This window comes from Nocardia acididurans, from assembly GCF_016741815.1.
Taxonomy (GTDB): Bacteria; Actinomycetota; Actinomycetes; order Mycobacteriales; family Mycobacteriaceae; genus Nocardia; species Nocardia acididurans.
The window spans coordinates 289,427-315,808 of sequence record NZ_JAERRJ010000012.1 but is presented as its reverse complement, the minus strand read 5'-3'; the positions used below and the strand labels follow the sequence as shown (position 1 = coordinate 315,808).

24 protein-coding genes are annotated in these 26,382 nt (G+C 68.8%); 7 read left to right on the top strand and 17 right to left on the bottom strand.

What is annotated here, in order from left to right; genetic code table 11:
* Positions 1-62: 62 nt before the first annotated feature.
* The 7 genes from JK358_RS30095 to JK358_RS30065 form a co-directional block, all read right to left on the bottom strand.
* Complete coding sequence (locus tag JK358_RS30095; protein ID WP_232852115.1) at positions 63-662, bottom strand: GTP-binding protein; 600 nt, start codon at positions 660-662, stop codon at positions 63-65.
* On the bottom strand, positions 646-1,086 hold the full coding sequence (locus JK358_RS30090) for a DUF742 domain-containing protein (protein ID WP_232852114.1): 441 nt from the start codon (positions 1,084-1,086) through the stop codon (positions 646-648). Before JK358_RS30090 ends, JK358_RS30095 begins: the two co-directional genes overlap by 17 nt.
* 29 nt (positions 1,087-1,115) lie before the next feature.
* A complete protein-coding gene (locus tag JK358_RS30085; protein ID WP_201954307.1) occupies positions 1,116-1,544 on the bottom strand; it encodes a roadblock/LC7 domain-containing protein in 429 nt (142 codons plus the stop codon).
* An 11-nt stretch (positions 1,545-1,555) separates the two neighbouring features.
* The gene (locus JK358_RS30080; protein ID WP_307817802.1) at positions 1,556-4,144 is read right to left on the bottom strand and encodes a sensor histidine kinase; all 2,589 of its coding nucleotides are present in this window, start codon (positions 4,142-4,144) and stop codon (positions 1,556-1,558) included.
* A gap of 242 nt (positions 4,145-4,386) precedes the next feature.
* Positions 4,387-5,376, bottom strand: coding sequence for an ABC transporter ATP-binding protein (locus JK358_RS30075; protein ID WP_201954303.1), 990 nt, complete (start codon positions 5,374-5,376; stop codon positions 4,387-4,389).
* Complete coding sequence (locus JK358_RS30070) at positions 5,373-6,188, bottom strand: ABC transporter permease (protein ID WP_201954301.1); 816 nt, start codon at positions 6,186-6,188, stop codon at positions 5,373-5,375. Before JK358_RS30070 ends, JK358_RS30075 begins: the two co-directional genes overlap by 4 nt.
* Positions 6,181-6,984 (bottom strand): ABC transporter permease, encoded by an 804-nt coding sequence (locus JK358_RS30065; RefSeq protein WP_307817801.1) that lies wholly within the window; start codon positions 6,982-6,984, stop codon positions 6,181-6,183. Before JK358_RS30065 ends, JK358_RS30070 begins: the two co-directional genes overlap by 8 nt.
* Positions 6,985-7,232: 248 nt before the next feature.
* Here JK358_RS30065 and ectB point away from each other — a divergent pair, with 248 nt between their 5' ends.
* Entirely contained in the window at positions 7,233-8,510 is a 1,278-nt protein-coding gene (gene ectB, locus JK358_RS30060) for a diaminobutyrate--2-oxoglutarate transaminase (RefSeq protein ID WP_201954299.1), read from the top strand.
* Between the two features lie 86 nt (positions 8,511-8,596).
* Here ectB and JK358_RS40155 read toward each other — a convergent pair whose 3' ends face one another.
* Together JK358_RS40155 and JK358_RS30050 are read right to left on the bottom strand one after the other, a co-directional pair.
* Positions 8,597-10,615 (bottom strand): serine/threonine-protein kinase, encoded by a 2,019-nt coding sequence (locus JK358_RS40155; protein WP_201954297.1) that lies wholly within the window; start codon positions 10,613-10,615, stop codon positions 8,597-8,599.
* A 99-nt stretch (positions 10,616-10,714) separates the two neighbouring features.
* A complete protein-coding gene (locus JK358_RS30050) occupies positions 10,715-12,784 on the bottom strand; it encodes a serine/threonine-protein kinase (protein WP_201954295.1) in 2,070 nt (689 codons plus the stop codon).
* Positions 12,785-12,900: 116 nt separating this feature from the next.
* Between JK358_RS30050 and JK358_RS30045 the strand changes: the two genes are divergently transcribed.
* Positions 12,901-14,049 carry an LLM class flavin-dependent oxidoreductase gene (locus JK358_RS30045; protein WP_201954451.1) on the top strand — a complete coding sequence of 383 codons (1,149 nt, stop codon included), beginning with the start codon at positions 12,901-12,903 and terminating at the stop codon, positions 14,047-14,049.
* A gap of 58 nt (positions 14,050-14,107) precedes the next feature.
* Here the strand turns inward: JK358_RS30045 and JK358_RS30040 are convergent, their stop codons facing one another.
* Genes JK358_RS30040 through JK358_RS30020 form a run of 5 tightly spaced genes read right to left on the bottom strand, consistent with a single transcriptional unit; the run spans position 14,108 to position 17,874 of the window.
* Positions 14,108-14,749 (bottom strand): response regulator, encoded by a 642-nt coding sequence (locus JK358_RS30040; protein ID WP_201954293.1) that lies wholly within the window; start codon positions 14,747-14,749, stop codon positions 14,108-14,110.
* Positions 14,746-14,988 (bottom strand): hypothetical protein, encoded by a 243-nt coding sequence (locus tag JK358_RS30035; RefSeq protein WP_201954291.1) that lies wholly within the window; start codon positions 14,986-14,988, stop codon positions 14,746-14,748. The genes JK358_RS30040 and JK358_RS30035 overlap by 4 nt, the downstream gene beginning before the upstream one ends.
* A gap of 20 nt (positions 14,989-15,008) precedes the next feature.
* Entirely contained in the window at positions 15,009-16,112 is a 1,104-nt protein-coding gene (locus JK358_RS40480; protein WP_201954288.1) for a sensor histidine kinase, read from the bottom strand.
* A gap of 28 nt (positions 16,113-16,140) precedes the next feature.
* Positions 16,141-16,842 (bottom strand): ABC transporter permease, encoded by a 702-nt coding sequence (locus JK358_RS30025; RefSeq protein ID WP_201954285.1) that lies wholly within the window; start codon positions 16,840-16,842, stop codon positions 16,141-16,143.
* 30 nt (positions 16,843-16,872) lie between these two features.
* Complete coding sequence (locus JK358_RS30020; protein WP_307817800.1) at positions 16,873-17,874, bottom strand: ATP-binding cassette domain-containing protein; 1,002 nt, start codon at positions 17,872-17,874, stop codon at positions 16,873-16,875.
* A 112-nt stretch (positions 17,875-17,986) separates the two neighbouring features.
* Here JK358_RS30020 and JK358_RS30015 point away from each other — a divergent pair, with 112 nt between their 5' ends.
* From JK358_RS30015 to JK358_RS30000, 4 genes are all read left to right on the top strand, one after another.
* Complete coding sequence (locus JK358_RS30015) at positions 17,987-19,264, top strand: oxygenase MpaB family protein (RefSeq protein ID WP_201954283.1); 1,278 nt, start codon at positions 17,987-17,989, stop codon at positions 19,262-19,264.
* A gap of 19 nt (positions 19,265-19,283) precedes the next feature.
* A complete protein-coding gene (locus JK358_RS30010) occupies positions 19,284-20,192 on the top strand; it encodes a LysR family transcriptional regulator (RefSeq protein WP_201954281.1) in 909 nt (302 codons plus the stop codon).
* A 114-nt stretch (positions 20,193-20,306) separates the two neighbouring features.
* Positions 20,307-20,579, top strand: a complete 273-nt coding sequence (locus tag JK358_RS30005; RefSeq protein WP_201954279.1) for a hypothetical protein — start codon at positions 20,307-20,309, stop codon at positions 20,577-20,579.
* Positions 20,580-20,729: 150 nt separating this feature from the next.
* Positions 20,730-22,631, top strand: coding sequence for an alkyl/aryl-sulfatase (locus JK358_RS30000; protein WP_201954274.1), 1,902 nt, complete (start codon positions 20,730-20,732; stop codon positions 22,629-22,631).
* A gap of 66 nt (positions 22,632-22,697) precedes the next feature.
* On the opposite strand, the gene JK358_RS29995 is transcribed toward JK358_RS30000, so the two are convergent.
* Positions 22,698-23,378, bottom strand: a complete 681-nt coding sequence (locus JK358_RS29995) for a GAP family protein (RefSeq protein WP_232852113.1) — start codon at positions 23,376-23,378, stop codon at positions 22,698-22,700.
* Between the two features lie 99 nt (positions 23,379-23,477).
* Positions 23,478-24,356, bottom strand: a complete 879-nt coding sequence (locus JK358_RS29990; RefSeq protein ID WP_232852112.1) for an oxygenase MpaB family protein — start codon at positions 24,354-24,356, stop codon at positions 23,478-23,480.
* A gap of 159 nt (positions 24,357-24,515) precedes the next feature.
* On the opposite strand from JK358_RS29990, the gene JK358_RS29985 reads away from it, so the two are divergent.
* The gene (locus tag JK358_RS29985) at positions 24,516-25,058 is read left to right on the top strand and encodes an HD domain-containing protein (protein WP_201954268.1); all 543 of its coding nucleotides are present in this window, start codon (positions 24,516-24,518) and stop codon (positions 25,056-25,058) included.
* Between the two features lie 11 nt (positions 25,059-25,069).
* Here the strand turns inward: JK358_RS29985 and JK358_RS29980 are convergent, their stop codons facing one another.
* Entirely contained in the window at positions 25,070-26,326 is a 1,257-nt protein-coding gene (locus tag JK358_RS29980) for an erythromycin esterase family protein (protein WP_201954266.1), read from the bottom strand.
* Positions 26,327-26,382 lie beyond the last annotated feature (56 nt).

Genomic DNA, 26,382 nt, shown 5'->3' with positions numbered 1-26,382 from the left:
CATACGAAGGGTTTTCGGGCAACACCCCGGGTGCGGCGCACCCGGGGTGTTCTGGTCTCGATTCAGCCCACCAGCGCGGGGGAGCGGCGGGCGATCAGAATCTGTTCCAAGAGCGCGACGAGTACGAGCTTGACCGATTCCCGGTCGCGCGCATCGCAATCCATGAGATGGATGCCGGGGCCGATATCCAGGGCTTCGCGGACCTCCTCGAGGTCGAAGCCGGGCGCGGTGTCGAATCGGTTGACCGCCACCACGAATGGCGTGCGCCGCTGTTCGAAGTAGTCGAGTACGGGATAGCAGTCCTCGACGCGGCTGGTGTCGACCATGATCACGCCGCCGAGCGCGCCGTCGAGCAGGTCCTCCCACAGGAATTCGAAGCGTTCCTGGCCGGGCGTGCCGAACAGGTAGAGCACCAGGCTCGCGTCGAGGGTGATGCGGCCGAAGTCGAGGGCCACGGTGGTGGTGGTCTTTCCACTGGCCAGCCCCGGATTGTCGACGCCGACCGAGATCTCGGTCATGGCGGCCTCGGTGGCGAGCGGTTCGATTTCGGAGATGGCGCCGATGAAGGTGGTCTTGCCGACGCCGAATCCGCCGCTGACCACCACTTTGACCGAGGAGGCGAGGGGGGCGGCGGGGGCGGGGTTCTCAGAGTGCCCGAACAAGGTCCCGGATCCTTTCGAGTGCGGCGGTCGACAGTTCGTCGGCCCGGCTGACCGAGGCATGGCTCGCGGTCACCAGATCGCTCACCAGCACCCGCGCCACGCCGACCGGAATGCGCAGGGCCGCACCGATTTCAGCGATGGAATGCGGTTGCTGACACAGTCGTACCACGCGTTCCAGTTCGAAACGAAGTGGCGCAGAGAGGGCGGCGGGGGTGGCGCGGACCAGAGTTTCGATGCGCAGCCCGTCGATGAGCGGCGTGGTGCGGCCCGCGGTCACCATGAAGGGGCGGACCACCTGCTCATCGAATTCCGCTGGGCCGAACTGGGATTCGGCGGCCTGGCGAGCCGGTGCGAGGTAGGGCCGATGTCGATCCGGAGATTGCGGTGCGGGTCCCCAGTTCTCGGTCCGCGGTGGAGCGATCATGCGGGGATCCGGTAGACGTGGCGAATCACTCATCGGCTCAAGGACTCTCGCAATTCGGAGATCAGCGCCGGGGTGAGCAGCGCGCCGGCGCGCTCGGCGAGCACGGCCATCTGGTATCCGACCAGGCCGACATCGGCGTGACTGTCGGCGATGACGCCGATACAGCTGCCGTTGGTCATGGACGAGACGAGCAGGAATCCGCGCCCCATCTCGATCATGATGAGCTTGAGGCCGTCGAAAGCGTAACTGCGCGAAGCGCTCCGGCCCAGGCTGGTCAGCCCGGACACGATGGCGGCGAGCCGATCGGCGGCGGTGCGGTCCAGGCCCTCGGACATGGCCATGAGCAGCCCGTCGGAGGAGACGGCCACGGCATCGCGCACGCCGTCGGTGCTGCGGACGAAGTCGGCCACCAGCCAGTTGAAGGTGTGCGGGTCGGTATCGGTGTAGTGGGTGGTCACCAGTGGTTCTCCTATGCCTTCGATCCGGGCTTGGTGGGCTCGCCGTTCTCACCGCGCTGATGTCCGGCCCGGAATCCGGCCAGCATGCTGCGCACTTCCTCCGGAGACCGATCGGCGAGTGGCGCTACCGGCCGGTTGACCGCCGCGGCGGGCTGGGCGCCGCCCGGACCGGCGCCCGCAGTGCCGCCAGTCTTGCGGGTCCGCTTGACGAGACCGTTTCGTGTGCGTTGCACGCCTGGGACGCCTCCCGAAACAGCGCTGTTCGCACCGCTGTGAGATGCGTTCGCGCCCACCGGAAGCGGTGCGCCGCCGGCGGGGCGGGGCGTATCGCCGAGCGGCACGAGCTTCACGGCGGGGCCGTCGGGTGCGGCCGGGACGGCCCGGTGGTTCCCGTTCACGGTGGCGGGGCTCGCCGCGGGCGGTTCGCTGTACAGGCCGTCGACCAGGCCGCTGCCCACGGACGCGCCCGCGCCGGGGCCGAAAAGCCATGAGCTGGTGTCATTGCCGTGACCGGGACGGTTTGCGGCGACCGCCGGGCCGGGCGGCGGAGCGGCGTGGGCGGGGCGGTGCCGCCCGGCCGGGGGTTCCTCGGCCGTGACCGGTACCGGGTCCGGAACAGGTTTCGCCGCAGCGTGTTTCGACTCGGTGGCGGTGGACGCGGGTGGCTGCTGCTGGTCGCCGAGCAGCGTCGCGGGCAGCAGCAGGCGGGCTACGACGCCGCTGGTGGGGGAGACCGTCAGTTCCACTTCGATTTTCAGCCGCTGGGCGAGCCGGCCGACCACGTAGTGGCCGAGGAATCGGGTGGGTGCGACCAGGAAGTCGGCTTCACCGCGCAGCCGGGCGTTGGCGACGGCGAGCTGGTCGGGCGGCATGCCGACACCGTGGTCGACGACGGCGAGCATGTAGCGCGAGCCGAGCCGGCGGCCGTAGATCTCGACTTCCAGATCCGGTGGGGAGAACGACAATCCGTTCTCGATGAGTTCGGCGAGCATATGCGCGATCTCGCTGACGTGTGCTCCGGCGATGGCGACCTCGTCGACCCGTCGCATGACCACGCGCCGGTAGTCGTCGACCTCGGACAGGCCCGCGCGGATCACGTCGTTCAACGGGATCGGCGTGGACCACCGCCGCGGGCTGGATTCCCCGACGAGCACCAGCAGGCTTTCGGCATTGCGGCGCATGCGCGTGGCCAGGTGGTCGAGTTCGAACAGGTTGGACAGCGCGTTCGGGTCGAGCTCCTCGCGCTCGAAATCGCTGATGAGCCCGAGCTGGCGGCGCACCAGGTTCTGATTGCGCCGCGCCAGGTTGGCCATGGACTCGCTGGTGTTGCGCCGCAGCCGCGCCTGCGCGGAGGCGAGTTCGAAGGCGGTGGTCTGCACCCGGTCCAGCGCGTGCGCCACGGAGATGATCTCCTCGCCCGCGGTCTCGTCGGCGCGGACCGGTTCCGGCGGTTCGGGATCGCTGGTGGAGCTGTCGTTCCAGGTGGCGATGAGCCGTGGCAGCCGGTGCGAGGCGACCTCGTCGGCCTCTTCGGCGAGCCGGGCCAGCGGTCGCACGATGGCGCGCGCCGCCGACCGCAGCAGCGCCACCATCGCGCCCACCGCGAGCAGTGCCGCCAGCACGTAGCGGCCCAGGCTGAGGGCCGCGTCGGAGCGCAGTTCCCCGGCGCGGTCGCGGATCTGGTCGCCGATGGCGCGCTGGACGCCGCGTTCGGAGTCGATGACGGAGGTCATCTGCCGCCACCATTCGGCCGCGTTCACCGGTTCCAGCAGCGGTCCCTGCACCGACCCGATGGCCACGGCCTCGGCCTCGGCCGCGCGCAGCGAGTCGTCCGTGCGCATGACGGCGTACAGCTGGGACCGCTGCCCCGAGGTGGCATCGCGTTCGAAGGCGGTGATGGCGGCTTGTTTGGCGGCCCGGATATCGAGGAACTGCACATATTCTCCGCTGCCGAATCCGCCCGCGGCGAAGACGCCGTTGAGGAATCCGCGTTCCTGTGCGGTGTACTCCTTGACATCGCCGAGTGCGTGCAGCGCCTGCAGTCCGCGCCACAGCACGGTGTCCTGTGCGCTGTCCAGACCGGGGCGTGCCTGGTTCAGCGCGCCGATGGCGTTGGAATAGAACTGGAACGAGGTGCCGCGGTCCACGTGCCGGTTGTCGACGTCGCTGCGATTGGCGGTGACGCCGGAGAACTGGCCCAGTGCGCCGCGCACCTGTTCGGCTCCGGGCGGATTGCCGGAGAGCGTGCTGTTGAGCGCCTGCAGCGCGAAGTCGGTGGCGAGGCGCTGATCGGCGACGGCTTGGCGCAGCGCGCTGTCCCCGCCGAGCAGGCCGTTGGTGAGTCCGCGCTCGCGCTGCATTTCGTGCACGAGATCCTGTGCGGCCAAGGCGAGTTCGACGGCGTGCGCGGTGGATCCGGTTTCTCGGTACCGCTGCGATTCCTGAAAGACGATGATCGCGAGTAGTCCCAGTACCAATGCCACCGAGACGATCAGAATTCGCCGCAGTCGCGCGCGAATAGTGCGCGGCCGGATGAATCCCACTGCGGGGGTGAGCTTCTTGTTACCGCGTGGCAACAAATACGCCGGACGCAAATCCACCACTCACTCCCGAGAAATGCCGTCGCACCCGGTCCCCGCCGGGCACGAAAATTACTGTCAGCAAACGTTGCACAGGTTGGGGTGGTCCGCAATTCGAAGCCGAATGTTGTGGTCCGTGGAACTCCTTGCCGCATGCGCTATTACAAATGTGCTCACGCCGGGTGAGTTCTGGATGTGATCATCGGGACATATTGGAAACAATGCGATGAACAAACGGCGCGGACCGCCAATTCGCCGCCGGGTCAGCGCAGTGGATTGGCGGCGGTCTCGTAGATGCGTCGCACCACGTCTTCGATATCGGGTTCCTCGATGGACAGGTCCCGCACCTCCGCGCGCGCCGACACGGCGGCGAGAAGCTGTGCGGCCGTGGTGATCTCGGTATCGAAGGCGAGGCGCTGCCGCATGCCCGCGCCTTCGCTGCCGAGCAGTTTCGCCCCCGGCAGGTCGGTGAGGTCGGGGGTGGGTTCGGCGAGATCGACGGTCAGCACCCGATATTCGCCCACGGTGGCGGCCAGGCCGGTGAGCGAACCGTCGTACACCAGCCGCCCGTGGTCCACCACCAGTACGCGTTCGCACAGCCGCTCGATATCGCCCATATCGTGGGTGGTGAGCAGCAGGGTGGTGCCGCGTTCGGTGCGCTCGTGTCGCAGGAATTCCCGCAATCGCTGTTTGGACAGCACGTCCAGCCCGATTGTCGGCTCGTCCAGGATCACCAGCTCGGGTGAATGCAGCAGGGCCGCGGCCACTTCCGCGCGCATGCGCTGCCCGAGCGAGAGCTGCCGCACCGGGGTGTCCAGGGTGCCGCCCATTTCCAGCTGTTCGACCAGTTCGTCCGTGCGCCGGGTCGCCGCGTCCGGGGGCAGCCGGTGAATGGCGGCCAGAATCGAAAACGATTCGCGTAGCGGCAGATCCCACCACAGCTGCGACCGCTGCCCGAACACCACGCCGATCCGCCCGGCCAGGTCACGTCGCTGCCGCACCGGGTCCAGGCCGCAGGTGCGCAGGGATCCCGCGCTGGGCACCAGGATTCCGGTGATCATCTTGATGGTGGTGGACTTGCCCGCGCCGTTGGCTCCGATATATCCGACGGCCGCGCCGCGCTCGATGCGGAAGGTCATATCGTCCACCGCGGTCAGCAGCTCGCGTCGCCGCCGCCATCGTCCGTCCTTGCGGTTGAGCACGAATGTCCGTGTCAGCCCCTGGATATCGACAACCGCGTCCCTACCGATCATCCGCCGCCTCCTTGATAGTGCCTGGTGCCGATCCGCCATGCGCACAGCGCCGCCACCCACACCCACAGCGCCGCCAGCGGCGAGGCCCAGGCCAGCCAGCCCGGCAGCAGTGCCGGCCCGGGTATGCCGAGTAATTCGATGCTGGGCAGATAGGAGGTGAAGGCGACCGGAATCAGGAATCCGAAGATGAGCTTCATCGGGGTGGGGAAGACCGAGGTGGGTTGCATGGACGCGTAGGACCCGCCGTAGGTGAAGGCATTGGTCATCTCGGATCCGTCGATGAGGAAGAACTGCACCCCCGCCGCGCAGATGAACAGACCGGCGAAGATGGCGATCCCGGACAGCAGCGTGAGGGCGAACAGCGCGAGATTGCCCGCGCTCCAGTCGATGTCGTTGCGTGCCATGCCGAGCCCCAGCACGGTGGCCGCCACGGCGATGCGGGCCACCCGGCGTAGCGCGATATCGCTGGTCATGAGCTGCAGCAGCAGGGGTTGGGGGCGCAGGTAGAAGGCATCCAGCTTGCCCATCCGGATGTAGGTCGGCAGGGTGTCGGCGTGCCCGACGAGCATGTCGGCGATGGCGAAGGACGTATTGCTCAGCCCGTAGAGCAGCAGCATGCCGTCCAGGTCGAGGCCGCCGAGTTGCGGCACATTGCTGAAGATCACCCACATCTCGGCGAATTCCAGCAGTCCGATGAGGAAGGCGCTGAGTACATCGGTGGCGAAGGACAGCGGGTAGGCGCGCTGGGCGCGCAGCCGGGAGGCGAGTACCGCGCGGTAGGGCGCGAGTGCGGAGGGTCGTGCGTCAGCCACCCTGCACCTCCAGTTTGCGACGGCCCGCGCGCAGTACCAGCTGGCCGATGACGGTGAGTGCGATCAGCCAGAAGCATTGCACCGCAACGACTTGCACCGCCGCTGTCCCGACGGTGCGGCCGGAGAGCACATCGATCGGCCACTGCAGCATGGACGGGAACGGGGTGGCGTAGGCGATGGCCTTCAGCCAGTCCGGGAACAGGTGCACCGGCGCGAACAGTCCGGCCAGGAAGGTGCCGAGGATCATGTGCAGTGCGCGCAGTCCGCGGGTCTCGATGAGCCAGAAGCCCGCGAGGCAGACGGTGAACATGGACAGGAACGAGATGGCGATGGCCAGCATGAGGCTGAACGCGCCGAGCAGATAGGGCCAGGGCGTGTTCGGGATGACGAGCCCGAAGGTGAGCGCCCCGACGGCGACGCTGGGCAGGCCGCGCGGAATCAGTGTGCAGGTGGCGCGGCCGAGATATTCGGCCAGATGGGCGAACTGGGGGTCGATGGGCCGTAGGAAGTCCACGGCCACGTCGCCGGTGCGGATGCGTTCGACGATCTCGGGCAGTGCCCAGAAGGCGATGGCGCCGAGCAGTCCCTGGGAGAGCCAGGTGTAGGCGCCGATGGTGCCGCGGTCGTAGCCGCCGAAGCCGGGGTTGGCCTCGACCGCGGAGGTGAGGACGGCGGCGCGCACGAAGCCGAAGACCAGATTGGTGATCAGGCCCGCGACCATGGCCAAGCGGTAGGTGGACTGTCTCCGGAACCCCGCCTTGGCCAGCTGCCAATAAACCCCCATGTCGGCGCGCACAAGAGATTGACCCTACGTGCGCGGCGCGGGTGCGGCAAACGAATACTCGCGATGCGGTGAAAAGCGTTTTCCCAGCGCGGTTTCGGCGTTACGCTCTCTTGGGCTCTTGTGCGATGAGGGCCTTCTCTTCCGGCCGGGGGGAGCAGGGCTGCTCCGATATCGCGAAAATCGCGAAAACGACCCCGGAGCAGACTCGGCAATGATAGAAACGGTCTCGTTTCACTTGCCCGCTACGCTAGGAACACCGCATGACCATCGCCGAGACCACGGTATTCGAAGCTTTCGAATCCAATGTGCGCGGCTACTGCCGGTCCTGGCCCACCGTCTTCGACACCGCCCGCGGCGCGTGGCTGACCGACGAAACCGGCAAGGATTACCTCGACTTCTTCGCGGGCGCGGGCGCGCTCAACTACGGGCACAACAACCCCGTACTCAAACAGGCCCTGCTCGACTACCTCACCGGCGACGGCATCACCCACGGCCTGGACATGTCCACCGTGGCCAAACGCCGCCTGCTGGAAACCGTCCGCGATGTGGTGCTGACGCCGCGCGGACTCGACTACAAGGTGCAGTTCCCCGGACCGACCGGTGCGAACGCCGTGGAGGCCGCGCTCAAGCTGGCCCGCAAGGTCACCGGCCGCACCGCCGTCCTGAACTTCACCAACGCCTTCCACGGCATGACCCTCGGCGCGCTCTCGGTCACCGGCAATGCCGCGAAGCGCGCCGGCGCCGGCGTCCCGCTCGTGCACGCCACCCCCATGCCCTACGACGGCTACCTCGGCGGCCCCGAAGTCTCCGCCGCCGACGACCTTTCGTGGATGCGCCGGGCCCTGGACGACAGCTCCTCGGGCCTGGACCGCCCCGCCGCCGTCATCGTCGAAACCGTGCAGGGTGAGGGCGGTGTGAACGTCGCCCGCCCCGAATGGCTGCGCGAACTGTCCACGCTGTGCGCCGATCGCGGCATCCTGCTCATCGTCGACGATGTCCAGATGGGCTGCGGCCGCACCGGCCCGTTCTTCTCCTTCGAGGTCGCCGGCATCACCCCCGATATCGTCACCCTCTCGAAATCCATTGGCGGCTACGGCCTCCCGATGGCCCTGGTGCTCATGCGCCGCGAACTCGACCTGTGGGCGCCCGGCGAGCACAACGGCACCTTCCGCGGCAACAACGCCGCCTTCGTCACCGCCGAGGTGGCGCTGCGCCACTACTGGTCCGACGGCCGCCTCGAGGCCGCCACCCTCGCCAAGGGCGATCGCATCGCCCGCCACCTGGCCGACTTCACCGCCACCCTGCCCGGCATCACCACCCGGGGCCGGGGCCTGGTCCAGGGTCTGGTCTTCGACGACGCCTCGCAGGCCGCCAAGGTCTGCCGCACCGCCTTCGAACTGGGCCTGCTGGTCGAAACCTCCGGAACCCGAGACGAAGTCGTGAAACTCATGCCCCCGCTCACCGTCACCGACGAGGAGATCACCCACGGCCTGGCCATTCTCACCCAGGCCGTCGAGGTCGTGCGCGATACGCACTGACCTCCCACGATTGTCGGCCACCGCCCACACCGGGGGCCGACCGGCGCCGGGTTCCCAGCTGCGGAGGGAACCCGGCGCTACCCATCTCACCCGAAGTTCTGCTGGAACCAGCTGAGCAGTTCGGACTCCGACTTCGGGCCGGGTTCGGGGTATTCGGCGGGCATGGTGCAGACCAGGACCGCCAGGTGGTGTTCGTCGTGCACGGCCATGACGCAGGTGCGCGCCGGGGTGACGGCATTGTTGGTGTAGCAGGTGAAGCGGCCCACCGTCTCTCCGCCGCGACGCCACACCGTGTCCGAGCCGGTGCCGCCGCCGCAGACCCGGCCGGGAGCCTGGGCGACCTGGGCCTGGTAGGCGCTCGAGGCGTCGCTCTGGTCGGCGTAGCCGAGGAACGACACGATCGGATTGCCCATGCTGTTGCCGCAGGCCAGTGAGGAGCTGACGAAGGTGCCCGCCACCGGACTCACGTGAATGCAGTTGCGGGAGTTGTAGTTTCCGTTCAGCTGGGCCAGGACGGCGCGGTCCGCGTCGGTGAAGACGTCGGGATCCTGGGCCACCTTCTGCGCCCGGAACTGCGCGCCGTCGACCTTGGCGACATAGTCGCGCACGGCTTTCCGGCCGGGGGAGTCGAAGAAGTACATGCCGATGGTGGCGAGTTCGTTGTTGGTGACCACCAGGGTGGGCATCGGCGCGGACGGGTCGATGGTGGCGTCGTCGTAGCAGGCCATACGCCCGACCTCGACGCCGTCGAGCCTGGAGGGGATGTCGCGAGCGGTGGCGTCGACGCCGCAGCCGTCGGTCTTGAAGGAGCCGAGTACGAAGACGTCGTAGAAATCCTTCAGGTCCTCGGCGGTCTTGAACTTGCGGAAGCTGGCCAGCGGCTCGTCGGTGGCGGGGTTCTCGGCGCAGTTGATCACCGCGACGGTGGTGGCGTCGGGGTCGACGTGCAGGCAGTTGTTGCGCTTGTAGCCGAAGGACGGGAGCAGGGACAGCAGGTCGATATCCGCGCCGCGCAGGGCCTCCGCGTCGCCGACGGCCGTGCCTGCGGTCACCCGCTGCCCCCACGCCCAGGCCGCGAAACCGGTTGCGGCGGCGACCATGCCGAGGGTCAGCAGGACGGCGAGCGCGCCCCGCAGCCGGCCCGGCCTGCCGCGCTGCCCGGTGTCCGCGAGCGGGATGTCCGGGCGCGACGGTTCCCGTGGGGCGGGTGTGCGCACCGGTTCGGTGGGCATGGAGTGTGATTCCGCGACAGTGGGATCGGTGTGCAGGCGGGTCAGCGCCGCACGGGCGGCGGCGGCCAGCTCACCCGCGGTGCGGTAGCGCTCGTTCGGGTTCTTGGCCAGACCCCGGGCCACCACCTGATCGAAGGCCGCCGAGACGCCGGGCCGGACCCGGCTGGGGCTGGGCGGGGGATCGAAGAGGTGGGCGCGCATCATCTGGGCGTCCGTCTCGCCGGTGAAAGGTCGTGTGCCGGTCAGGGATTCGTAGAGCACGCAGGCCAGCGCGTAGACATCGGAGGCGGGGCCGAAATCGCGGGAGGAGAAGCGCTCCGGAGCCATGTAGACGAACGACCCGACGGCCGAGCCGTCGCTGGTGAGGGATTCGTCGGTCGCCGACTGGGCGATGCCGAAATCCACCAGGTAGGCGAAGCCGTCCTGGGTCAGCAGAATATTGTCGGGCTTGACATCCCGGTGCAGCAGCCCGTCCGCGTGTGCGGCGTCGAGCGCCGCCGCCACCTGCTCGATGAGCAGCACGGCCCGGTCCGGTGCACCGGGGCCGAAGCGCCGCAGCAGGGCGCGCAGGCTGTCGCCGTCGACGAGTCGCATATCGATGAACAGGCGTCCGTCGATCTCGCCGTAGTCGTGGATGGGGATCACGTGGGCTTCACGCAGTCGTGCGGCCGTGCGGGATTCGCGCTGGAATCGCTGCCGGTACACGGGGTCCTGGGCGAGTCGTTCTGGCAGCACCTTGATGGCCACGGTCCGGTCCTTCACCGTGTCGTAGGCCTGATACACCTCACCCATGCCCCCGCGACCGATCAACCGGTCGAGGCGGTACGGCCCGAACAGCGTCCCGACGGTCAGCGGGTGTTGCGGACTGATCATGTGGCCCCTCGGCTCCTCGGCACGGATCCCATCGTGGCGAGGTCAACGGTGCGCCACATTGCTTCCATTGCGGCGCGCGCGGCCACCGTTAACGACCCTCTAGCCGAAGTCCTTCAGGAAGTACGTGTTCAGCTCCGCTTCGGTTTTCGGCCCGCCCTCCGGACTGTCGGACGGTGCGGTGCAGGTGATGAGCACCAGCATGAATTCGTCGTGCACCGCCATCAGGCAGACCACCGCGGTACTGCCGGACACGGTGCTGTCGAAGCAGAAGTAGCGGCCCGCCACCCCGCTGGTCTTGCGCCACACCGCGTCCGAACCCGCGCCGCCGCCACAGCCACGGCCGTTGAACTGCGAGAGATTTCCCTGGTAGAGGGTGTTCGCGAGGCGTCGTTCGGCGAAACTCATCCAGCTGACCGCGGGTTTGCCCAGCGCGGTCGCGCAGTCCAGGGCGGCGGTGACGGAGCTGCCGGGCGGGTCGACATGGCGGCAGTTGCCCTGGCGGAAGTCATCGCCGGTGTGCGCCAGCAGTTCTCGGTCGGCGACGGTCTTCTCGTCGGGATCCTGGGCGTTCTCCGCGGTGCGGAACTGGCCGCCGTTGATCTTCGCGCGGTAGTCGCGCAGCGGCTTCTCACTGGGATCGGCCCAGATGTAGAGCACCATGGCCAAGGCGGCGTCATTGGTCAGGACCAGGGTGGGTTTGGGGGCGGCGGGCGTCTCCACCTTGTTCTCGACGCAACTCTTGCGGCCCACGGTCTTTCCGTCGACGATCGAGGGCCCGTCACTGCCCGCGGGGTCGCCGGTGCAGGCCGCGCCGTCCAGGCCCTCGAGCACCACCGCCTTGTAATAGGTGCTCAGCGCGTCCGCGCTGCGGAAGCGGAAGAACCGCGCGGTGGGCGCGGACGCCGCCGGATTCGGTGTGCACGCGAACAGCGCCACGACGGAGGGATCACCGGTGTCGCGATAGCAGTTCGACCGCCCGTACCCGAGCGCGCCGACGACCGACAGCAGTTCGACCTCGGCCGGTCCGAGCGCGTCCGCCCCGGCCACGGCGACACCGTCGGTGCGGCTGCCCACGAATTTCGCCCATCCGGCGAAAGCCACTGCGGCGGCGACCATCACGAGCGCTGTGAGCAGTGCGGCGACCCGGCGCAGCCGACCGCGCCGGGGTGGCGCGGCGGACCCGGCCGGTCCCGTCGGACCTGTGGGCGGCCCCGCCGGACCGCCGGTGGAGTGCGTCGGGACGACCGTGGACACGGTGGTGTCGGAGTCCGGATTCGGCTGTGCCCGTGCACTGTTCGTGGCTGATGTCGCCACGGTGGCGTCGTCCTGCCTGCCGGTGAGCGCCGCGCGGGCGGCGGCGGCCAGTTCACCGGCGCTGCGGTAGCGCTCGTTCGGATTCTTGGCCATGCCGCGCGCGATGACGGCGTCGAAGGCCGCGGGCAGCATGGTGCGCACCAGGCTGGGCCGGGGTGGCGGGTCGAACAGGTGCGCCCGCATGATCTGGCCGTCGGTGTCGGCGGTGAAAGGCCGGCTGCCCGTGAGGGATTCGTACAGCACGCAGGCCAGTCCGTACACGTCGGAGGCGGGGCCGAAGTCGCGGGAGGAGAACCGTTCCGGGGCCATGTACCGGTAGGAGCCGACCGCCGAACCGTCGCTGGTGAGACTGGTGTCCGTACTCGATTGCGCGATACCGAAATCCACCAGATAGGCGAACCCGTCGCGGGAGAGCAGGATGTTGTCGGGCTTGACATCCCGGTGCAGCAGCCCGTCGGCGTGTGCGGCGTCCAGGGCCGCGGCCACCTGCTCGATCAGCGTGACCGTGCGGTCCGGCGCTCCCGGCCCCCGGCTGTCGAGCAGTTCCCGCAGACTCTCCCCGTCGACGAGTCGCATATCGATGAACAGGCGTCCGTCGATCTCGCCGTAGTCGTGGATGGGGATCACGTGGGCTTCGCGCAGTCGTGCGGCCGTGCGGGATTCGCGTTGAAAGCGTTGCCGGTACACGGGGTCCTGGGCGAGTCGTTCTGGCAGCACCTTGATGGCCACGGTCCGGTCCTTCACCGTGTCGTAGGCCTGATACACCTCGCCCATGCCCCCGCGTCCGATCAACCGATCCAGCCGGTACGGCCCGAAGGTCGATCCGACGGTGAGCGGGTGATGCGGACTCGTCATCGCTTCCTCGGCTCCTCGTCGCGGATCCATTGTGGCAGTTCACGGATTCGCCGCACCCAGAATCACGGGGATTGCAACCGGTGACGCACCGCGCCGCGCGGGGCATTCTCGGCCGGGTGAGTCTGTCCTTCCACTGGTTCCTGCCCACCTCCGGAGACTCCCGCGGCCTGGTCGCGGGCGGCCACGGTACGCCCATGCGCGGCGACCGGCCCGCGACCCTGCACTATTTGAACCAGATCGCGGACGCGGCCGAGACCAATGGTTTCGAGGCCGTGCTCACGCCGACCGGTTCCTGGTGCGAGGACGCCTGGCTCACCACCGCCATGCTGGTGGAGACCACCGAGACGCTGAAATACCTGGTGGCCCTGCGCCCCGGTCTGCTGAGCCCGACCCTGGCCGCGCAGATGGCGGGCACCTTCCAGCGGCATTCGAAGGGCCGGCTGCTCATCAATGTGGTGACCGGCGGCGAGCCCATCGAACAGCGCGCCTTCGGCGATTTCGCCGACAAGGAGCAGCGCTATGCCCGCACCGGTGAGTTCCTGCACGTGGTCAAGTCGCTGTGGGGTTCGCACGAGCCGATCAGCTTCGCGGGTGAGCACATTCGCGTGGAGAACGCGCTGCTGTCCAATCATCCGGATCCGATTCCGCCGGTGTTCTTCGGCGGTTCCTCCGGCCCGGCCGGCCCGGTCGCCGCGAAGTATGCCGACACCTACCTGACCTGGGGCGAACCGGTGCTCGCGGTGAGCCGCAAACTGGAGTGGATCCGCGGTCTCGCCGTCGACAACGGTCGCAGGCTCAGCTACGGCCTGCGCATCCATGTGATCTCCCGCGACACCTCCGAGGAGGCGTGGGCGGTCGCCGACAAACTCCTGGCGGGCATCGACCCCGCCGATATCGAGCGCGTCCAATCCGCCCTCGCGCACAGCGAATCCGAGGGCCAGCGCCGGATGAGCGAACTGCACAACGGCAGTACCGACCGCCTGGAAATCGCCCCCAACCTGTGGGCGGGTGTCGGCCTGGTGCGCGGCGGCGCGGGCACCGCCCTGGTCGGCTCGCACGCGGAGGTGGCCGAGCGCCTCATCGAATACTCCCGCGTCGGTATCTCGCACTTCGTGCTCTCCGGCTACCCGCACCTCGAGGAGGCGTACTGGTTCGGCGAGGGCGTCCTGCCGATCCTGGCGCGAAAGGGCCTGTGGCAGCACCCGCACCGCCGCCTGGAACACCCGGCCGCCATCCCCTTCGCCGGTCGCACCTCCAGCAGCTGATCGCCCCTCGCGGAGCCGCACCCTGGGATGACGGGCGCGGATTCCAGCCGGGGTGAGCTCAGGCCAGTCCGGCGCGGTGCACGAGAATCGCGATCTGCGTGCGGTTCTCCAGGCCGAGTTTGGCGATGATGCGGCTGATGTGCACCTTCACCGTGGATTCGCTCATGTGCAGGGTGCGGGCGATCTCGGCGTTGCCCGCGCCGGTGGCGACCGTGAGAGCGACCTCGTGCTCGCGGTCGGTGAGCTGCGCGAGTTGCGCTTTGGCCTCGGGCTGCTGGGAGCCGGTCGCGAAGGCGGTGAGCATGCGTTTGGTGACCTCGGGCGCGAGAATGGCGTCCCCGCGCGCGACCACCTGCACGCCGTGCGCGAGTTCGCGCGGCGGCGTGTCCTTGAGCAGGAATCCGGCGGCCCCGGCTTCCAATGCGGCGTAGACGTATTCGTCCAGCCCGAAGGTGGTCAGCACGACGACCGCGGGCGGATCGGGCAGTGCGCGCACCCGCCGCGTCACCTCCAGTCCGTCCACCTGCGGCATGCGGATATCGGTGACCACCACATCGGGCCGGTGCCGCTGCACCAGCTCCACGATGCCGCGGCCGTCACCGTCCTGGGCGACGACCTCGATGCCGCCGCCCGCCTCCAGGATCATGGCGATGCCCGACCGGACCAGTTCCTCGTCGTCGAGCAGCACCACCCGGATCACGAAACAGCCCGCGTGGCAGCGCTTTCCAGAGCCCGCCGACGCTCGGCCGGAATACGTACGTGAACAACGAAACCGGGGACCGGGGCCTGATTTCCGGCGGGCAGGTCACCCTGCCCGGCCGGAATCCGTGCGCGCACAACCAGACCCCCGGAGCGCCGCGAGGTGAGATCGCAGGCGCGGTGTGCCGCACCGGCGTTGAGACCCCCGGTCGCCGACCGTGCGGAATCTCCTGATGTCATGTGCACTCCTCTCGTAGGGATTATTCGTGATGTTCCAGGGGAAAGTTCGCGTGGACGGTGAACCCGCCCGCGGCCAGGGGACCGGAATGGAGTGTGCCACCCGCCAGTTCGACGCGATCACGCATCCCGATCAAACCGAATCCGGAGCCCTGCGCGGCCAGCGCCGTGGGTTCCCCCGCGCCGTTGCGCACATCGATCCGCAGCCCGTCGCTCACCGTGATGGCCACCCGCACCACGGCTCCCGCGGCATGTTTGGCGGCATTGGTGAGCGCCTCCTGGATCAGCCGGTAGGCGGCCCGCCCGACCTGACCCGGCACCTCCGGAAGCTGTTCGGGCGCAACGAGTTCCACTCGCTGTCCGGCGGCGACCGCCTCCTCGACGAGCTCGCCGACGGCCCGCAGATCGGGGGCGGGCCGCAGCGGCGCGTCGGTGCGCAGCACGCCCAGCAGCTCCCGCATCTCGGTGAGGGCGAGGGTGCCGGTGTCGCGGATGGTGCCCGCGATCTCGGCGGGTTTGCCCTCCGAGGACACCTCCAGCGCGCCCGCCAGCACGGTCACCTGTGAGATGCGGTGCGCCACAATATCGTGCATCTCCCGGGCGATGCGCATGCGTTCGGCCTCCACGGCGGCGGCGGCCCGCAGATCGCGTTCCCGCTCGGCCGCCTCGGCGCGCTCGCGCAACCCCTCCAGGACCAGGCGGCGTTGCCCGACCCACAGGCCCAGCAGCGCCGGAACCGCGTAGAACAGCAGGGCGATCGGCAGCGTGCTGGAGAACTGGAACAGCGACCACACGCCCCACGGAACCGCGCCCACGGCCATCGCCACGACCACCCAGACCCAGGTGCGCCGGGTGTTCCCGTAGGCGGCGGTCACGGTGTAGAGCGCCAGCGCCGTCGGCATATTCGTGCCGACGGCGATATCGGAGAGCAGGCAGACGGCGAGCACCGGGATCGGCGCGCGGCGCCGGGCCAGCAGCGCCAGCCCGGACAGCACCGCGATCGGCGGACCCGCTGCGGCGGGCAGGATTCCGATGGGGGAGGTGGTCACCTGTTCCAGGGCCAGCGCGCCGAAGGCCAGGGCCAGCACAGCATCGAGTAACGCCCCGCGTACTCGTTGCCTGCTCACCCTGGCTACTTTAGTCGCGCGAGCATCGTCACACGTCACGGCGTACAAGCATTGCGCCCCCAATTGTTAGCAACCCGATGGCAAGTGCGAGCAGTGGCAGCGCCATCAGCGCCGGATCACCCTCGTACGGGCGCACCAGCGTGGCCGCCGCCGTGAACGGCATCACCTTCGCGCTGACACCCGCCAGCAGGCCCGACATCTCCACCACCGTGGGCAATCCCACCGCGGCGACCATGGCGAGGGTGGCATTGCGGGTGATCGCCGCGATGCCGAGACCGACCAGGGCGGCCAGCGTGGAGTACAGCGTCACCGCGCCGAGAATCTGTGCGATGCGCCACGTTTCGGTGGGCACCGAGGAGACGGCGGCCTGCACGGCCAGCGTGACGCCCACCGTCGCGGCTCCGGTGAGTGCGGCCAGCAGTCCGCACGTGATCGCCTTGGCGGCCAACACCCTGCCCGGTTTGCGAAGTGTGAGCATGGTGGTGGTGATGGTGCCGTAACGGTATTCGTGCCCGAACGCGTTCACCGCGACCGCCGTGCTGAACAGCGACACCAGGATCAGCGGCAGCCCGCTGAAGGCCATCACGAACTGCTCGCGCGGCGTGAGATCGGTTTTGCTCGCGGCGATCCAGGCGATCAGCGCCTGCATCAGGAGTCCGCAGCCCAGCAGCACCCAGGTGGAGCGCACCGTGCGCAGCCGGGTGAGTTCGTAGCGAATGGCGTTGCCCATGAGTCGAATTCCTTCCGTGTCGGGGCCGGGTCACGCGGCGACGTGGCCGCGATACTGCGCGGCGTCGGCGGTGGCGTGGAAGAACGCGTCCTCCAGGCTGTGCTGCTCCTGGGCGAGTTCGGTGATCAGTAGGCCCGCGTGGAGAGCGACGGCGGCCACCGCCTGCCGGTCGCGGCCCTCCACCAGCACCGCGCCGTCGTCGGCGATCCGCACCCGGAAGCCATTGCGGGCCAGCGCGTCCGCGAGGTCACGCGGCCGGTCCACCCGGGCCACGATGCGCGGCGCGGTATTGCGGTTCACGAACTCGCGCACCGATTCGGCGGCGATCAGCCGCCCCGCCCCGATGACGATGAGCGAATCGGCCAGGTGCGCCATCTCATTGAGCAGGTGCGAGGAGACCAGGATGGTGCGACCCTGCTGCGCCAGCAGTTTGAGGGTGTCGCGCAGCCAGCGCACGCCTTCGGGATCGAGGCCGTTGGCGGGCTCGTCGAGGATGATGGTGGCCGGATCGCCCAGCAGCGCGGTGGCCAGGCCCAGTCGCTGCTGCATGCCGAGACTGAAACCGCCCGCGCGCTTACCGGCCGCGGAGGTCAGGCCGACGATGTCGAGGACCTCGTCCACGCGGCGGTGGGCGATGCCCGCGCCGGAGGCCACCATGCGCAGGTGACCGCGCGCGGTGCGCTGGGGGTGCACGGCGCGGGCGTCCAGCATGACCCCGACCGAGCGCAGCGGATCGGTGAGTTCGCCGTAGGTGTGGCCGTCGAACACCGTCCGGCCGCCGCCGTGGTCGAGGCCGAGCATCAGCCGCATGGTGGTGGACTTGCCCGAACCATTGGGGCCGAGGAAGCCGGTGACCAGGCCCGGCGACACATCGAAGGACAGGTTGTCGACGGCGGAGACGTCGCCGTAGCGCTTGGTGAGGCCGCGCGCCTGGATCATTCCGATCACCTCGTTCTGCTTGCGCGCCTTCGGTCCGGCGCTCGGATCGCTCATATCGCATTCGACGATGCCGGTTCCGCGCGCGCGATCCATCTGCCGTCGGCACATGCCCGGCTACCACTTTCGGACTAGCGCTAATGGCCGCTCGGAGAATCTGGCAAGAAGCACTGCCAAAATTGCCGGAGTTCGCCTAGGCTGCGCAGATATGAGTGGCAAGGCGCCCGCGACGCTGGAAACGGCCGCGGCAGGCAAGATTCCGACCGAGTTCCGCTACTGGGACAGGATCCGGAATCCGGGCGTGCAGCGCGCGCGCCGGGCGGCCCGGCTGGTCTTCGGCTTCGATCCGCAGCCCGCACCGGAACTGGTGGAATCCTTCGCAGCCGCCTACTACCAGGCCGATCCGGTGGCCGAGGCCTTCGTCGACGAGGTGTACCTCGGCGAGATCGGCCCGAAAGCCGGGCGGGCCATGCTGGATCGTGCCCTCGCCCACGGGGTGGACTCGGTGCCCGACGCGCCGCCGTCGCTGCTGCGGCTGTTCGAGGAATTCGAGACCGCGCCGGAGTGGCTGGACACCGACCTCGTGGCCCAGGGCGCGAAGGTGTTCCGACGCTGGGGCACCTCGGTTTTCAGCTTCGCCACCACCAGCACCCTGGAAATGTATTCCGAGAGTTCGATCGCCAAGCCGCTGTCCTACGCGGGCGGCTACGCCGGGGACAAGGCGCACAAGCGGCAGCTGGAAACCGTGCGCTTCTGGATCGACGTCTCCGATCCCGGCGGCCTGGACCCGGGCGCGCGCGGCCGGCAGACCGCCATGCGGGTGCGCATCATGCACGTCTTCATCCGCCGCAAGCTCATGCAGCGCCCCGAATGGGATCACGACGCCTGGGGCGTGCCCATCAGCGTCGGCGACGCCACCCTGACCCTCATGGGCGGCAGCGTCGTCCCCGGCCTCGCGCTCTGGAGCGTCGGCCACCAGACCACCACGCGGGAAATCGAAGCGACGCTGCACTTCTGGCGCTACGTAGGTCACCTGCTCGGCGTCCAGCCCGCCTGGTACCCGCGTGATTTCCGGGAAGCCGTCCAGCTCATGTTCGCCGCCTTCGTCAAACGCGCGAACACCGCGGGCGCCGACGGCGAGGAGCTCGTGGAGTCCTACCTCCCGGCCTTCGCTCCCAAGCCGGATTCCGCCTGGCCCAAGCGAATTCGCGACGAATTCAACTACCGCATCCAGATCGGCTACACCGGCTTCTGGCTCCCCCCGAAGACCTATGCCCGGCACCGCATGCCGAACCGCTTCCCCTGGATCCTGCACCCCCTGGCGCAGGCCCCCGTGGTCTTCGGCGCGGAAACCCTGCGCCGGGTGGTCCCCGGCCTCGACCAGGTCGCGGACCGGGTCCAGCGCTACCGCCGCGAGCACTGGTATCGCAACGAGGTGGGCGACCGCGAAGCCGAATTCCAGCCCGTGGAGGAGTTCCGCCGCTGACCCCACATAGACTCGGCCTATGCCACTGTCACCGCGGGTTCCGGATCTGGGTGCGCTCGACCTGCTGCTGTCGGTGATCGAACTGGGCAGTCTGGGGCGGGCGGCCCAGGCGCACGGCATCAGTCAGCCGTCGGCCAGCTCGCGGATCCGGTATCTGGAGCAACTGGTCGGTGTGCCGGTGCTGGAGCGGACGACGCTGGGATCGCGGCCCACCGCGGCGGGGTCGCTGATCGCGGAGTGGGCGCGGGACGTGGTGGAGGCGGCGGCTCGGCTGGACGCGGGGATCGACACCCTGCGTGCGCAGCGGGACTCCCGGCTGCGGGTGGCGGCCAGCCAGACCATCGCCGAATATCTGTTCCCGAAGTGGCTGATGGCCCTGCGCGCCCGTATGCCCGACACCTCGATCGCGCTGGTGTCCGGCAATTCCGCGGAGGTGGGGCGGGCCGTGCTGGAGGGCAGGGCCGGGATCGGGTTCGTGGAGAGCCCGGAGGTGCCACGCGACCTGGAGAGCCATGTGGTGGCGCGGGACCGTTTGCTGGTGGTCGTCGGGCCGGGGCATAAGTGGGCCAGACGGTCGGAAATCGCCGCGGCCGAACTCGCCGATACGCCGCTCATCTCTCGCGAGGCGGGCTCCGGCACGCGAATTTCGTTCGAGAAAGCCATGGTTCGGGGGATTCCGGACTGGAAACCCGCGGTCGTCCTGGAGCTGTCCTCGACCACCGCCATCAAGACCGCGGTGGCCGACGGAATTGCTCCGGCGGTGCTGAGTTCACTGGCCGTAGCTGGGGAATTGTCCGACGGCACGCTGGTCTCGCCCGCTGTCACCGGCCTCGACCTCGATCGTTCCCTGCGCGCGGTCTGGCCCAAGGGGCAGCGGCCCACCGGCCCGGCGCGTGACCTCTACACCATCGCCCGCCGCCCCGCCTGACGAGCGCCGTGGGATGTGACCCACCCGACTTCGCCGCAAAATACGCATGGTGTAATGAAGGCCCAAGTGCGCCAACGGCTCCCGGGCGGCCCGGTGACGGGTTATGGTCACACCATGGCGCGAACCGCTGTCGCCGCGGCAGACCCGGACGAGCCCGACGGTCCGACCAGCCCGCGGCCCCATCTCGAACTCGTCGGTGAGGTACCCGATCCCGACGAGCTCCAAAGCTATCCGTCCGCTGAAAAAGTTCTCACCGCAGCGGATCTCGAAGGTTTCCCGGCTTCGACCCGGCATCGTGTAGCCGCTTTCGTCCACCTCCAGCTGGCGGCGCTGGAAGATCTGGAAGACCCTGTCCTGCCTGTACTTCCACCCACCGAAGAGCTGTAGCCGACCGACTGGTCGTGACAGTCGTACGCAGCGCGCTCGGGCGCTGCGGCCGTTTCTCCTGCGTTTCAGTTCGTGAATCGTCGGCTGAACCGTGCAAGCATGTTTGTTGCCGGTGAGTAGCTGAGTTGATCCGTCCGGACAGGAGGAACGATGAGCCAGGTGGCAGAACCGAGTGCAGCCATAGTCGAGGCACAGCTGCGGGTGGCGTCCGAACTGCCGTTCGACGACATCACCGACCAGGAGGACGCCGACCGTGGATTCATCGCGGCGCTGACACCGGGCGTCGTCCATGACGCCGACGGAAATATCGTGTGGGACAACGACTCCTACGATTTCCTGCAGGGCACCTGCCCCTCCACCGTCAACCCGAGCCTGTGGCGCATGTCCGGGCTGAACATCCGCCAGGGCCTCTACCAGGTCACCGAGGGCATCTATCAGATCCGCGGCCTGGACCTGTCGAATATGACCCTGGTCGAAGGCACATCCGGCGTCATCGTCATCGACCCGCTCATCTCCGCCGAAACCGCCGCCGCGGGCCTGGCCCTCTACCGCGCGCACCGCGGCGACCGCCCGGTCACCGGCCTGATCTACACGCATTCCCACGTCGACCACTTCGGCGGCGCCATGGGCGTCACCACCGTCGAGGACGCCGAATCCGGTCGCTGCCCCGTCCTCGCGCCCGCGGGATTCCTCGAGCACGCCGTCGCCGAGAACATCTACGCCGGAACGGCCATGGCCCGCCGCGGCGCCTACATGTACGGCGCCGCCCTGCCGCGCGGACCCCAGGGCGGCGTCGGCTCCGGCCTCGGCCAGACCACCTCCACCGGCACCGTCACCCTCATCGCCCCCACTCTGGACATCGCCCACACCGGGCAGGAGGAGACGATCGACGGTGTCCGCATCGTCTTCCAGATCACCCCCGGCACCGAAGCGCCCGCGGAGATGAACTTCCACTTCCCCGATCTCCGCGCGCTCTGCATGGCCGAGAACGCCACCCACACCCTGCACAACCTGCTGACCCTGCGCGGCGCGCTGGTGCGCGACCCGCATGTGTGGGCCAAGTACATCACCGAGGCCATCAACCTGTTCTGCTACGACTCCGATGTCGTGTTCGCCTCGCACCACTGGCCGACCTGGGAGCAGGCCAGGCTCATCGAATACCTGTCGATCCAGCGCGACCTGTACGGCTACCTGCACGATCAGACCCTGCGCAAACTGAACCAGGGCCTGGTGGGCGCGGAGATCGCGGAGGAATTCGAACTGCCCCCGGCCATCGAGAACGCCTGGCACGCGCGCGGCTACTACGGCTCGGTCTCGCACAATGTGAAGGCCATCTACCAGCGCTATATGGGCTGGTACGACGGCAACCCCGCGCACCTGTGGGAGCACCCGCCGGTCGAATCCGCCAGGCGGCACGTGGAATTCATGGGCGGCGCGGACGAGGTGCTGCGCAAGGCCCGGGTCTCCTACGACAACGCCGACTACCGCTGGGTCGCGCAGGTGCTGAACTACGTGATCTTCGCCGACCCCTCGAACGAGGCCGCGAAAACCCTGCTGGCCAGCACCTACGAACAGCTGGGCTACGGAGCGGAGAACGGGCCGTGGCGCAATGTCTTCCTGATGGGCGCCTACGAGCTGCGCAACGGCAGTGTGGGCACGCCCACCAAGGCGAGCTCGCCGAGCATGCTGGCGGCGCTGACGGTGGAGCAGGTGTTCGACGCCATCGCGCTGCGCATCGACGGCCCGAAGGCGTGGAGCGAGAAGGGCGTATCCGATTGGCGTTTCACCGATGAGGGCCGCCTGCATCGGCTGGAACTGCGCAACGGCCTCCTGGTGCACTACGACCGGATCGAGGGCGACAAGCTGCCGCCCGCCGATGTCACTTTCACCCTGACCCGGCCCGTGCTCATCTCGACGCTGCTCGCGGGCGGGGACTTCACGGCGGCGGTGCAGTCGGGTGCGATCGCCATCGCGGGTGATGCCAGCCGTCTCACGCGGCTGGTCGGCGTACTCGACGAGCCCGATCCCGATTTCGCCGTCGTCACACCGTGATTCGCGTGCACTGAGCGGAAAACGACAGTGCCGATGCCTGTTTCGGGCCTCGGCGCTGTCCGGCGCTCACACCAGTCCGCTGATGCCGTCGCCGAGCGTCTTCGTGCCGAGCAGCAGGAACAGCACTGCCATGATCGCCGCATGATTGCGGACGGTCCATTCCCGCCAGTGTTCCAGCCGGGCGTTGGCGGTCTTCCCGCCGAAGACATGCACACCCAGCGGTACCAGCACGCACAGCGACGCGATCACGATGAAGACGAGGGCCGTCACCACGCGCGCCGTGGCGCCGGGACTGTCCACGGCCACGTTGATCGCGCCCGTCGCGAGCTGGGTGACGTTCTTGGGATTGCTCAGGGCCAGCAGCACGCCCAGCGCGATACAGCGCCCGGGGGTGAACTCGTCGAGCTGCCGCAGCCGCTCGGGCAGCGGATAGCTGCCCGTCTCCAGGGTGTTGTGCAGGCGCAGCTGCCGAAATGCCAGGAGTAGCAGCAGAATTCCCAGCACCACCCGGAACCACGGCACCCAGCCGGCGGTGTGCCCGTCGCGGTGCGCTCCGGCCTCGTCGCCCAGCAGCACCAGCAGGGCCAGCGCACCGCTGACGGCCAGGATCCAGCCGAGGGCGAAGGCCAGCGCATTGGCGCGCCCCCGCGGTGCGGCCAGGATCAGCACCACCGCGATGACCGCGACCGGACTGATGGCCACGCCGACGGCATGGCTGAGTATCTGGCCCACTCCGTGGTTCACCATGCCTCCGGTGCGCGTCGAGGACGCCGTTCACTCAGATTGCTAATGGTTTGCCATTGTAGTGATCGGAGGTGGATCGGCGGTCAGCCGCGCACCCTGGATTCAGCCGGCGACGGATTCCCGATAGGCCGTGGGGTCGATGCGGTGGCGCTGCATGCCCGCCCATGAATCGGGCAGGTACCGCAGGCGGCGCGGCGCCAGCTCCCAGGTCGCGCGCACCGCGCGCCGGAAGACCTCGAAGGCCAGCTGATCGGCGCGAGTCCACTTCCAGCCCAGCAGTTTCCGGGCCTCGGGCGGCATGGTGGCATTGGAGATCCATACTCCGATGCTCATCACCGGGAAGCGCGCGGCGCGCCACACCGCCTCCGGAACACCCGGCGGCGCGGGCACTTTCGCGCGATGGATGTTCGCGGCGAAGTCGGTGGTGTGATTGCCGCCCAGCACCTCGTCCCACATGTGCCGCCAGTAGCGCTCATAGCTGTCATGGTCGCCGAAGGCCGGGCGCTCGCTCATGCCGTAGAGCCGCCACCAGGTCAGGCCCTCGGCCACCAGTTGCCGTTTCTCGGTCTCGGTGAGCGGGGTGCCGAAGAACTCCTGGGTGGCGATGATCGACTCGTAGAAGGTGACGTGCGTCCACCAGAACACGTCCGGGTCCAGGGCGTGATAGCGCTCGCCGTGCTCGTCGACGCCCTTGATGGGCTTGTGGAAATCGCGCACGGTGGCGGCGTTCTCGGCGGGCCGGGGCTCGTAGATCATGGCGTGGATGGGTTTGATGGAGCGGTCGAAGCGGTCCATCGGATCGGTGAAGAAATTGGAATGCTCGCGCAGCGCCTGATCCAGCACCGGGTGCATGTTCTGCAGGGTTCCGGCGCGGCCGAGGATCAGCATGGAGCGGATATCGCCGAAATGCTTCCAGGTCAACGATTCCGGGCCCAGTGGCGCGGACACGTCCCAGCCGAAACTCTTGATGAATCTGCCCATGCTGCCGGGCTCCCTCCCGCTGTGAAGATCGCGTTCGACCATAACCGGAAAGAGCGGAGGATGAGAGCGATTGCGGCTCAGTCTTTCACGGCTGGGGAGCGGGACAGTGTTTCCGTCGCCGTCACGCCGAGTTCACGCGGATTCGCCAGGGTGTTGCTCATGAAGGTGGTCTCGACAGTCGACGAACTCATGGCACTGCTGGCCGACACCGCGGACGTCTGGGATATGCCCGACCGCAGCGGCGACCCCGTCGACATCCTCGACCACGATCGCCAATGCGCCGAACTGCTGCGGCAGCGCTTTCCCGACGATGAGGAACTCCAGGTCGCGGGTCTGGTGCACGATATCGGCCACCATCTCGTCCCCGGCGACGACGCCGGCCACGGCCGCCATGGCGCGGCGGCGGTCCGCACGCTGCTCGGTCCCCGTGTGGCCCGCCTGATCGAACTGCATGTGACGGCGAAACGCTATCTGGCCGCCGTGGATTCGGGTCACGCGCTGTCGCCGTCGAGTCGGCGCACCCTGCTCGCCCAGGGCGGCCCCATGACACCCGGCGAAGTCGCCGCCTTCGAATCCGACCCGGATTTCCAGGCCGCCCTCGAACTGCGCCGGGCGGACGACGCGGGCAAGGTCGTCGGCCTCAGCGTGCGGTCCCTCGAATCCTGGCGGCCCGTCGTGCGGCGCGTCGCGGCCGCCCGCTGAGCATTCGGCCGTCACTGTTCGACCGGCAACCAGTCGACGGGCGTGGCCTCGCGGATGTGGACGAGCACATCGAACGCGGCCGCGAGGGCGGGGACCGTCATGCGCGCCGCCTCGTCCTGCGCCGGATCGTAGACGCCGCTGATCACGCGCAGCTCCGCCGGCGCGTCCAGCCAGGCCCGTACGGATTCGGCCGCCGGAGCACGCAGATCCACCGTGTAGGCGGGCAGGTCCACCGCACCCAGCAGGGCGTCGAGCAGCTCCGGAGCCGGGTCCGGAGCCACGGCCAGACCCAGATCGCCGTGGTGGAAACCGATCGCGACGGAGACGTAGTCCGCTCCGAACCGCTCCCGCAGATAGCCGCCCAGACCCAGGGCGCGGACACCGTGCACATCGCTGCCGAGCGCCGCCGTATGCGCGATGCCGTCCCAGTAGGCGATGCGCGCCCCCGTGCGCTCGTACCGGTCGATGATCCGGCGCGCTTGCGCACTCTCATCCATCGCGAAGCTGCCACGCCCGGCCACGCTCTGCTCGTGGAAGGCCAGGATCAGCCGGGCACGGTCCAGCGCGGCCGCGCGTTCCGGTGACTCGGGCAGGGACTGGATCAGCGCCACGGCGTCACGAGCGTGCGCGGCGAACGGACGCCCCGGATGGATGCCCTGATGCCGCTGCACATGCTCGTCCATGCGATGCGCCGTGCGGATCGGCGCGAGATGAGCGTCCAGGTCGGCCACCCGGTCCGGGGCGACCTGCCGCACGTACTCGAGAACCGCATCGTAATCGGAGGGTTCGGCATGCGGCGGCTGAATTCCGAACACCCGCACCGGATCCCCCGGATGCTCCCGATTGAATGCCCGGATCCACTCCAACGCCCCGGCCAGCTCCGCCGTCCGCCAGGGCCGCCACGCCTGCCCGAGCGCCTCCTCGGCCGTCCCCGGACCACCCAGGACATACCGATCCATGCGTTCACCGGACCGTGCCCCGTCCTGCAGCGCCAGCGCCCGGAACCCGTACTCCGACACCAGTATCCGGAAGATCCGCTCCCGCACCCCGAAGGTCTCCGCGGAGAACCGGGTGGACTCCCCGAGGCCCACCACGCTCGCCGCCCCGAGCGCACGACCCAGCGGCGCGAGGTCCGGTGGCGTGAGGTCCGGCGGCGTGAGGTCCGGCGGCGTGAGGTCCCCCACGGCACCGGCCCGAGTCCCCGACAGCGGCTGCGCGGAACCCCGCAGCCATTCGATCACCGCAGCTGAGTATGTCGTCGCGTTCATGGCATCGACGCTACGAACCGACCCCGCACCCTCGCCTCTGCCGAATGACCGGGTTT

Excerpts from the sequence above, each read along its gene's own strand:
- JK358_RS30090 (WP_232852114.1), bottom strand. The coding sequence starts at position 1,086 with ATGATCGCTCCACCGCGGACCGAGAACTGGGGACCCGCACCGCAATCT.
- JK358_RS30075 (WP_201954303.1), bottom strand. The coding sequence starts at position 5,376 with ATGATCGGTAGGGACGCGGTTGTCGATATCCAGGGGCTGACACGGACA.
- ectB (WP_201954299.1), top strand. The coding sequence starts at position 7,233 with ATGACCATCGCCGAGACCACGGTATTCGAAGCTTTCGAATCCAATGTG.
- JK358_RS40155 (WP_201954297.1), bottom strand. The coding sequence starts at position 10,615 with ATGATCAGTCCGCAACACCCGCTGACCGTCGGGACGCTGTTCGGGCCG.
- JK358_RS30050 (WP_201954295.1), bottom strand. The coding sequence starts at position 12,784 with ATGACGAGTCCGCATCACCCGCTCACCGTCGGATCGACCTTCGGGCCG.
- JK358_RS30035 (WP_201954291.1), bottom strand. The coding sequence starts at position 14,988 with ATGACATCAGGAGATTCCGCACGGTCGGCGACCGGGGGTCTCAACGCC.
- JK358_RS30025 (WP_201954285.1), bottom strand. The coding sequence starts at position 16,842 with ATGGGCAACGCCATTCGCTACGAACTCACCCGGCTGCGCACGGTGCGC.
- JK358_RS30020 (WP_307817800.1), bottom strand. The coding sequence starts at position 17,874 with ATGGATCGCGCGCGCGGAACCGGCATCGTCGAATGCGATATGAGCGAT.
- JK358_RS30015 (WP_201954283.1), top strand. The coding sequence starts at position 17,987 with ATGAGTGGCAAGGCGCCCGCGACGCTGGAAACGGCCGCGGCAGGCAAG.
- JK358_RS30010 (WP_201954281.1), top strand. The coding sequence starts at position 19,284 with ATGCCACTGTCACCGCGGGTTCCGGATCTGGGTGCGCTCGACCTGCTG.
- JK358_RS30005 (WP_201954279.1), top strand. The coding sequence starts at position 20,307 with ATGGCGCGAACCGCTGTCGCCGCGGCAGACCCGGACGAGCCCGACGGT.
- JK358_RS30000 (WP_201954274.1), top strand. The coding sequence starts at position 20,730 with ATGAGCCAGGTGGCAGAACCGAGTGCAGCCATAGTCGAGGCACAGCTG.
- JK358_RS29995 (WP_232852113.1), bottom strand. The coding sequence starts at position 23,378 with ATGGTGAACCACGGAGTGGGCCAGATACTCAGCCATGCCGTCGGCGTG.
- JK358_RS29990 (WP_232852112.1), bottom strand. The coding sequence starts at position 24,356 with ATGGGCAGATTCATCAAGAGTTTCGGCTGGGACGTGTCCGCGCCACTG.
- JK358_RS29985 (WP_201954268.1), top strand. The coding sequence starts at position 24,516 with ATGAAGGTGGTCTCGACAGTCGACGAACTCATGGCACTGCTGGCCGAC.
- JK358_RS29980 (WP_201954266.1), bottom strand. The coding sequence starts at position 26,326 with ATGAACGCGACGACATACTCAGCTGCGGTGATCGAATGGCTGCGGGGT.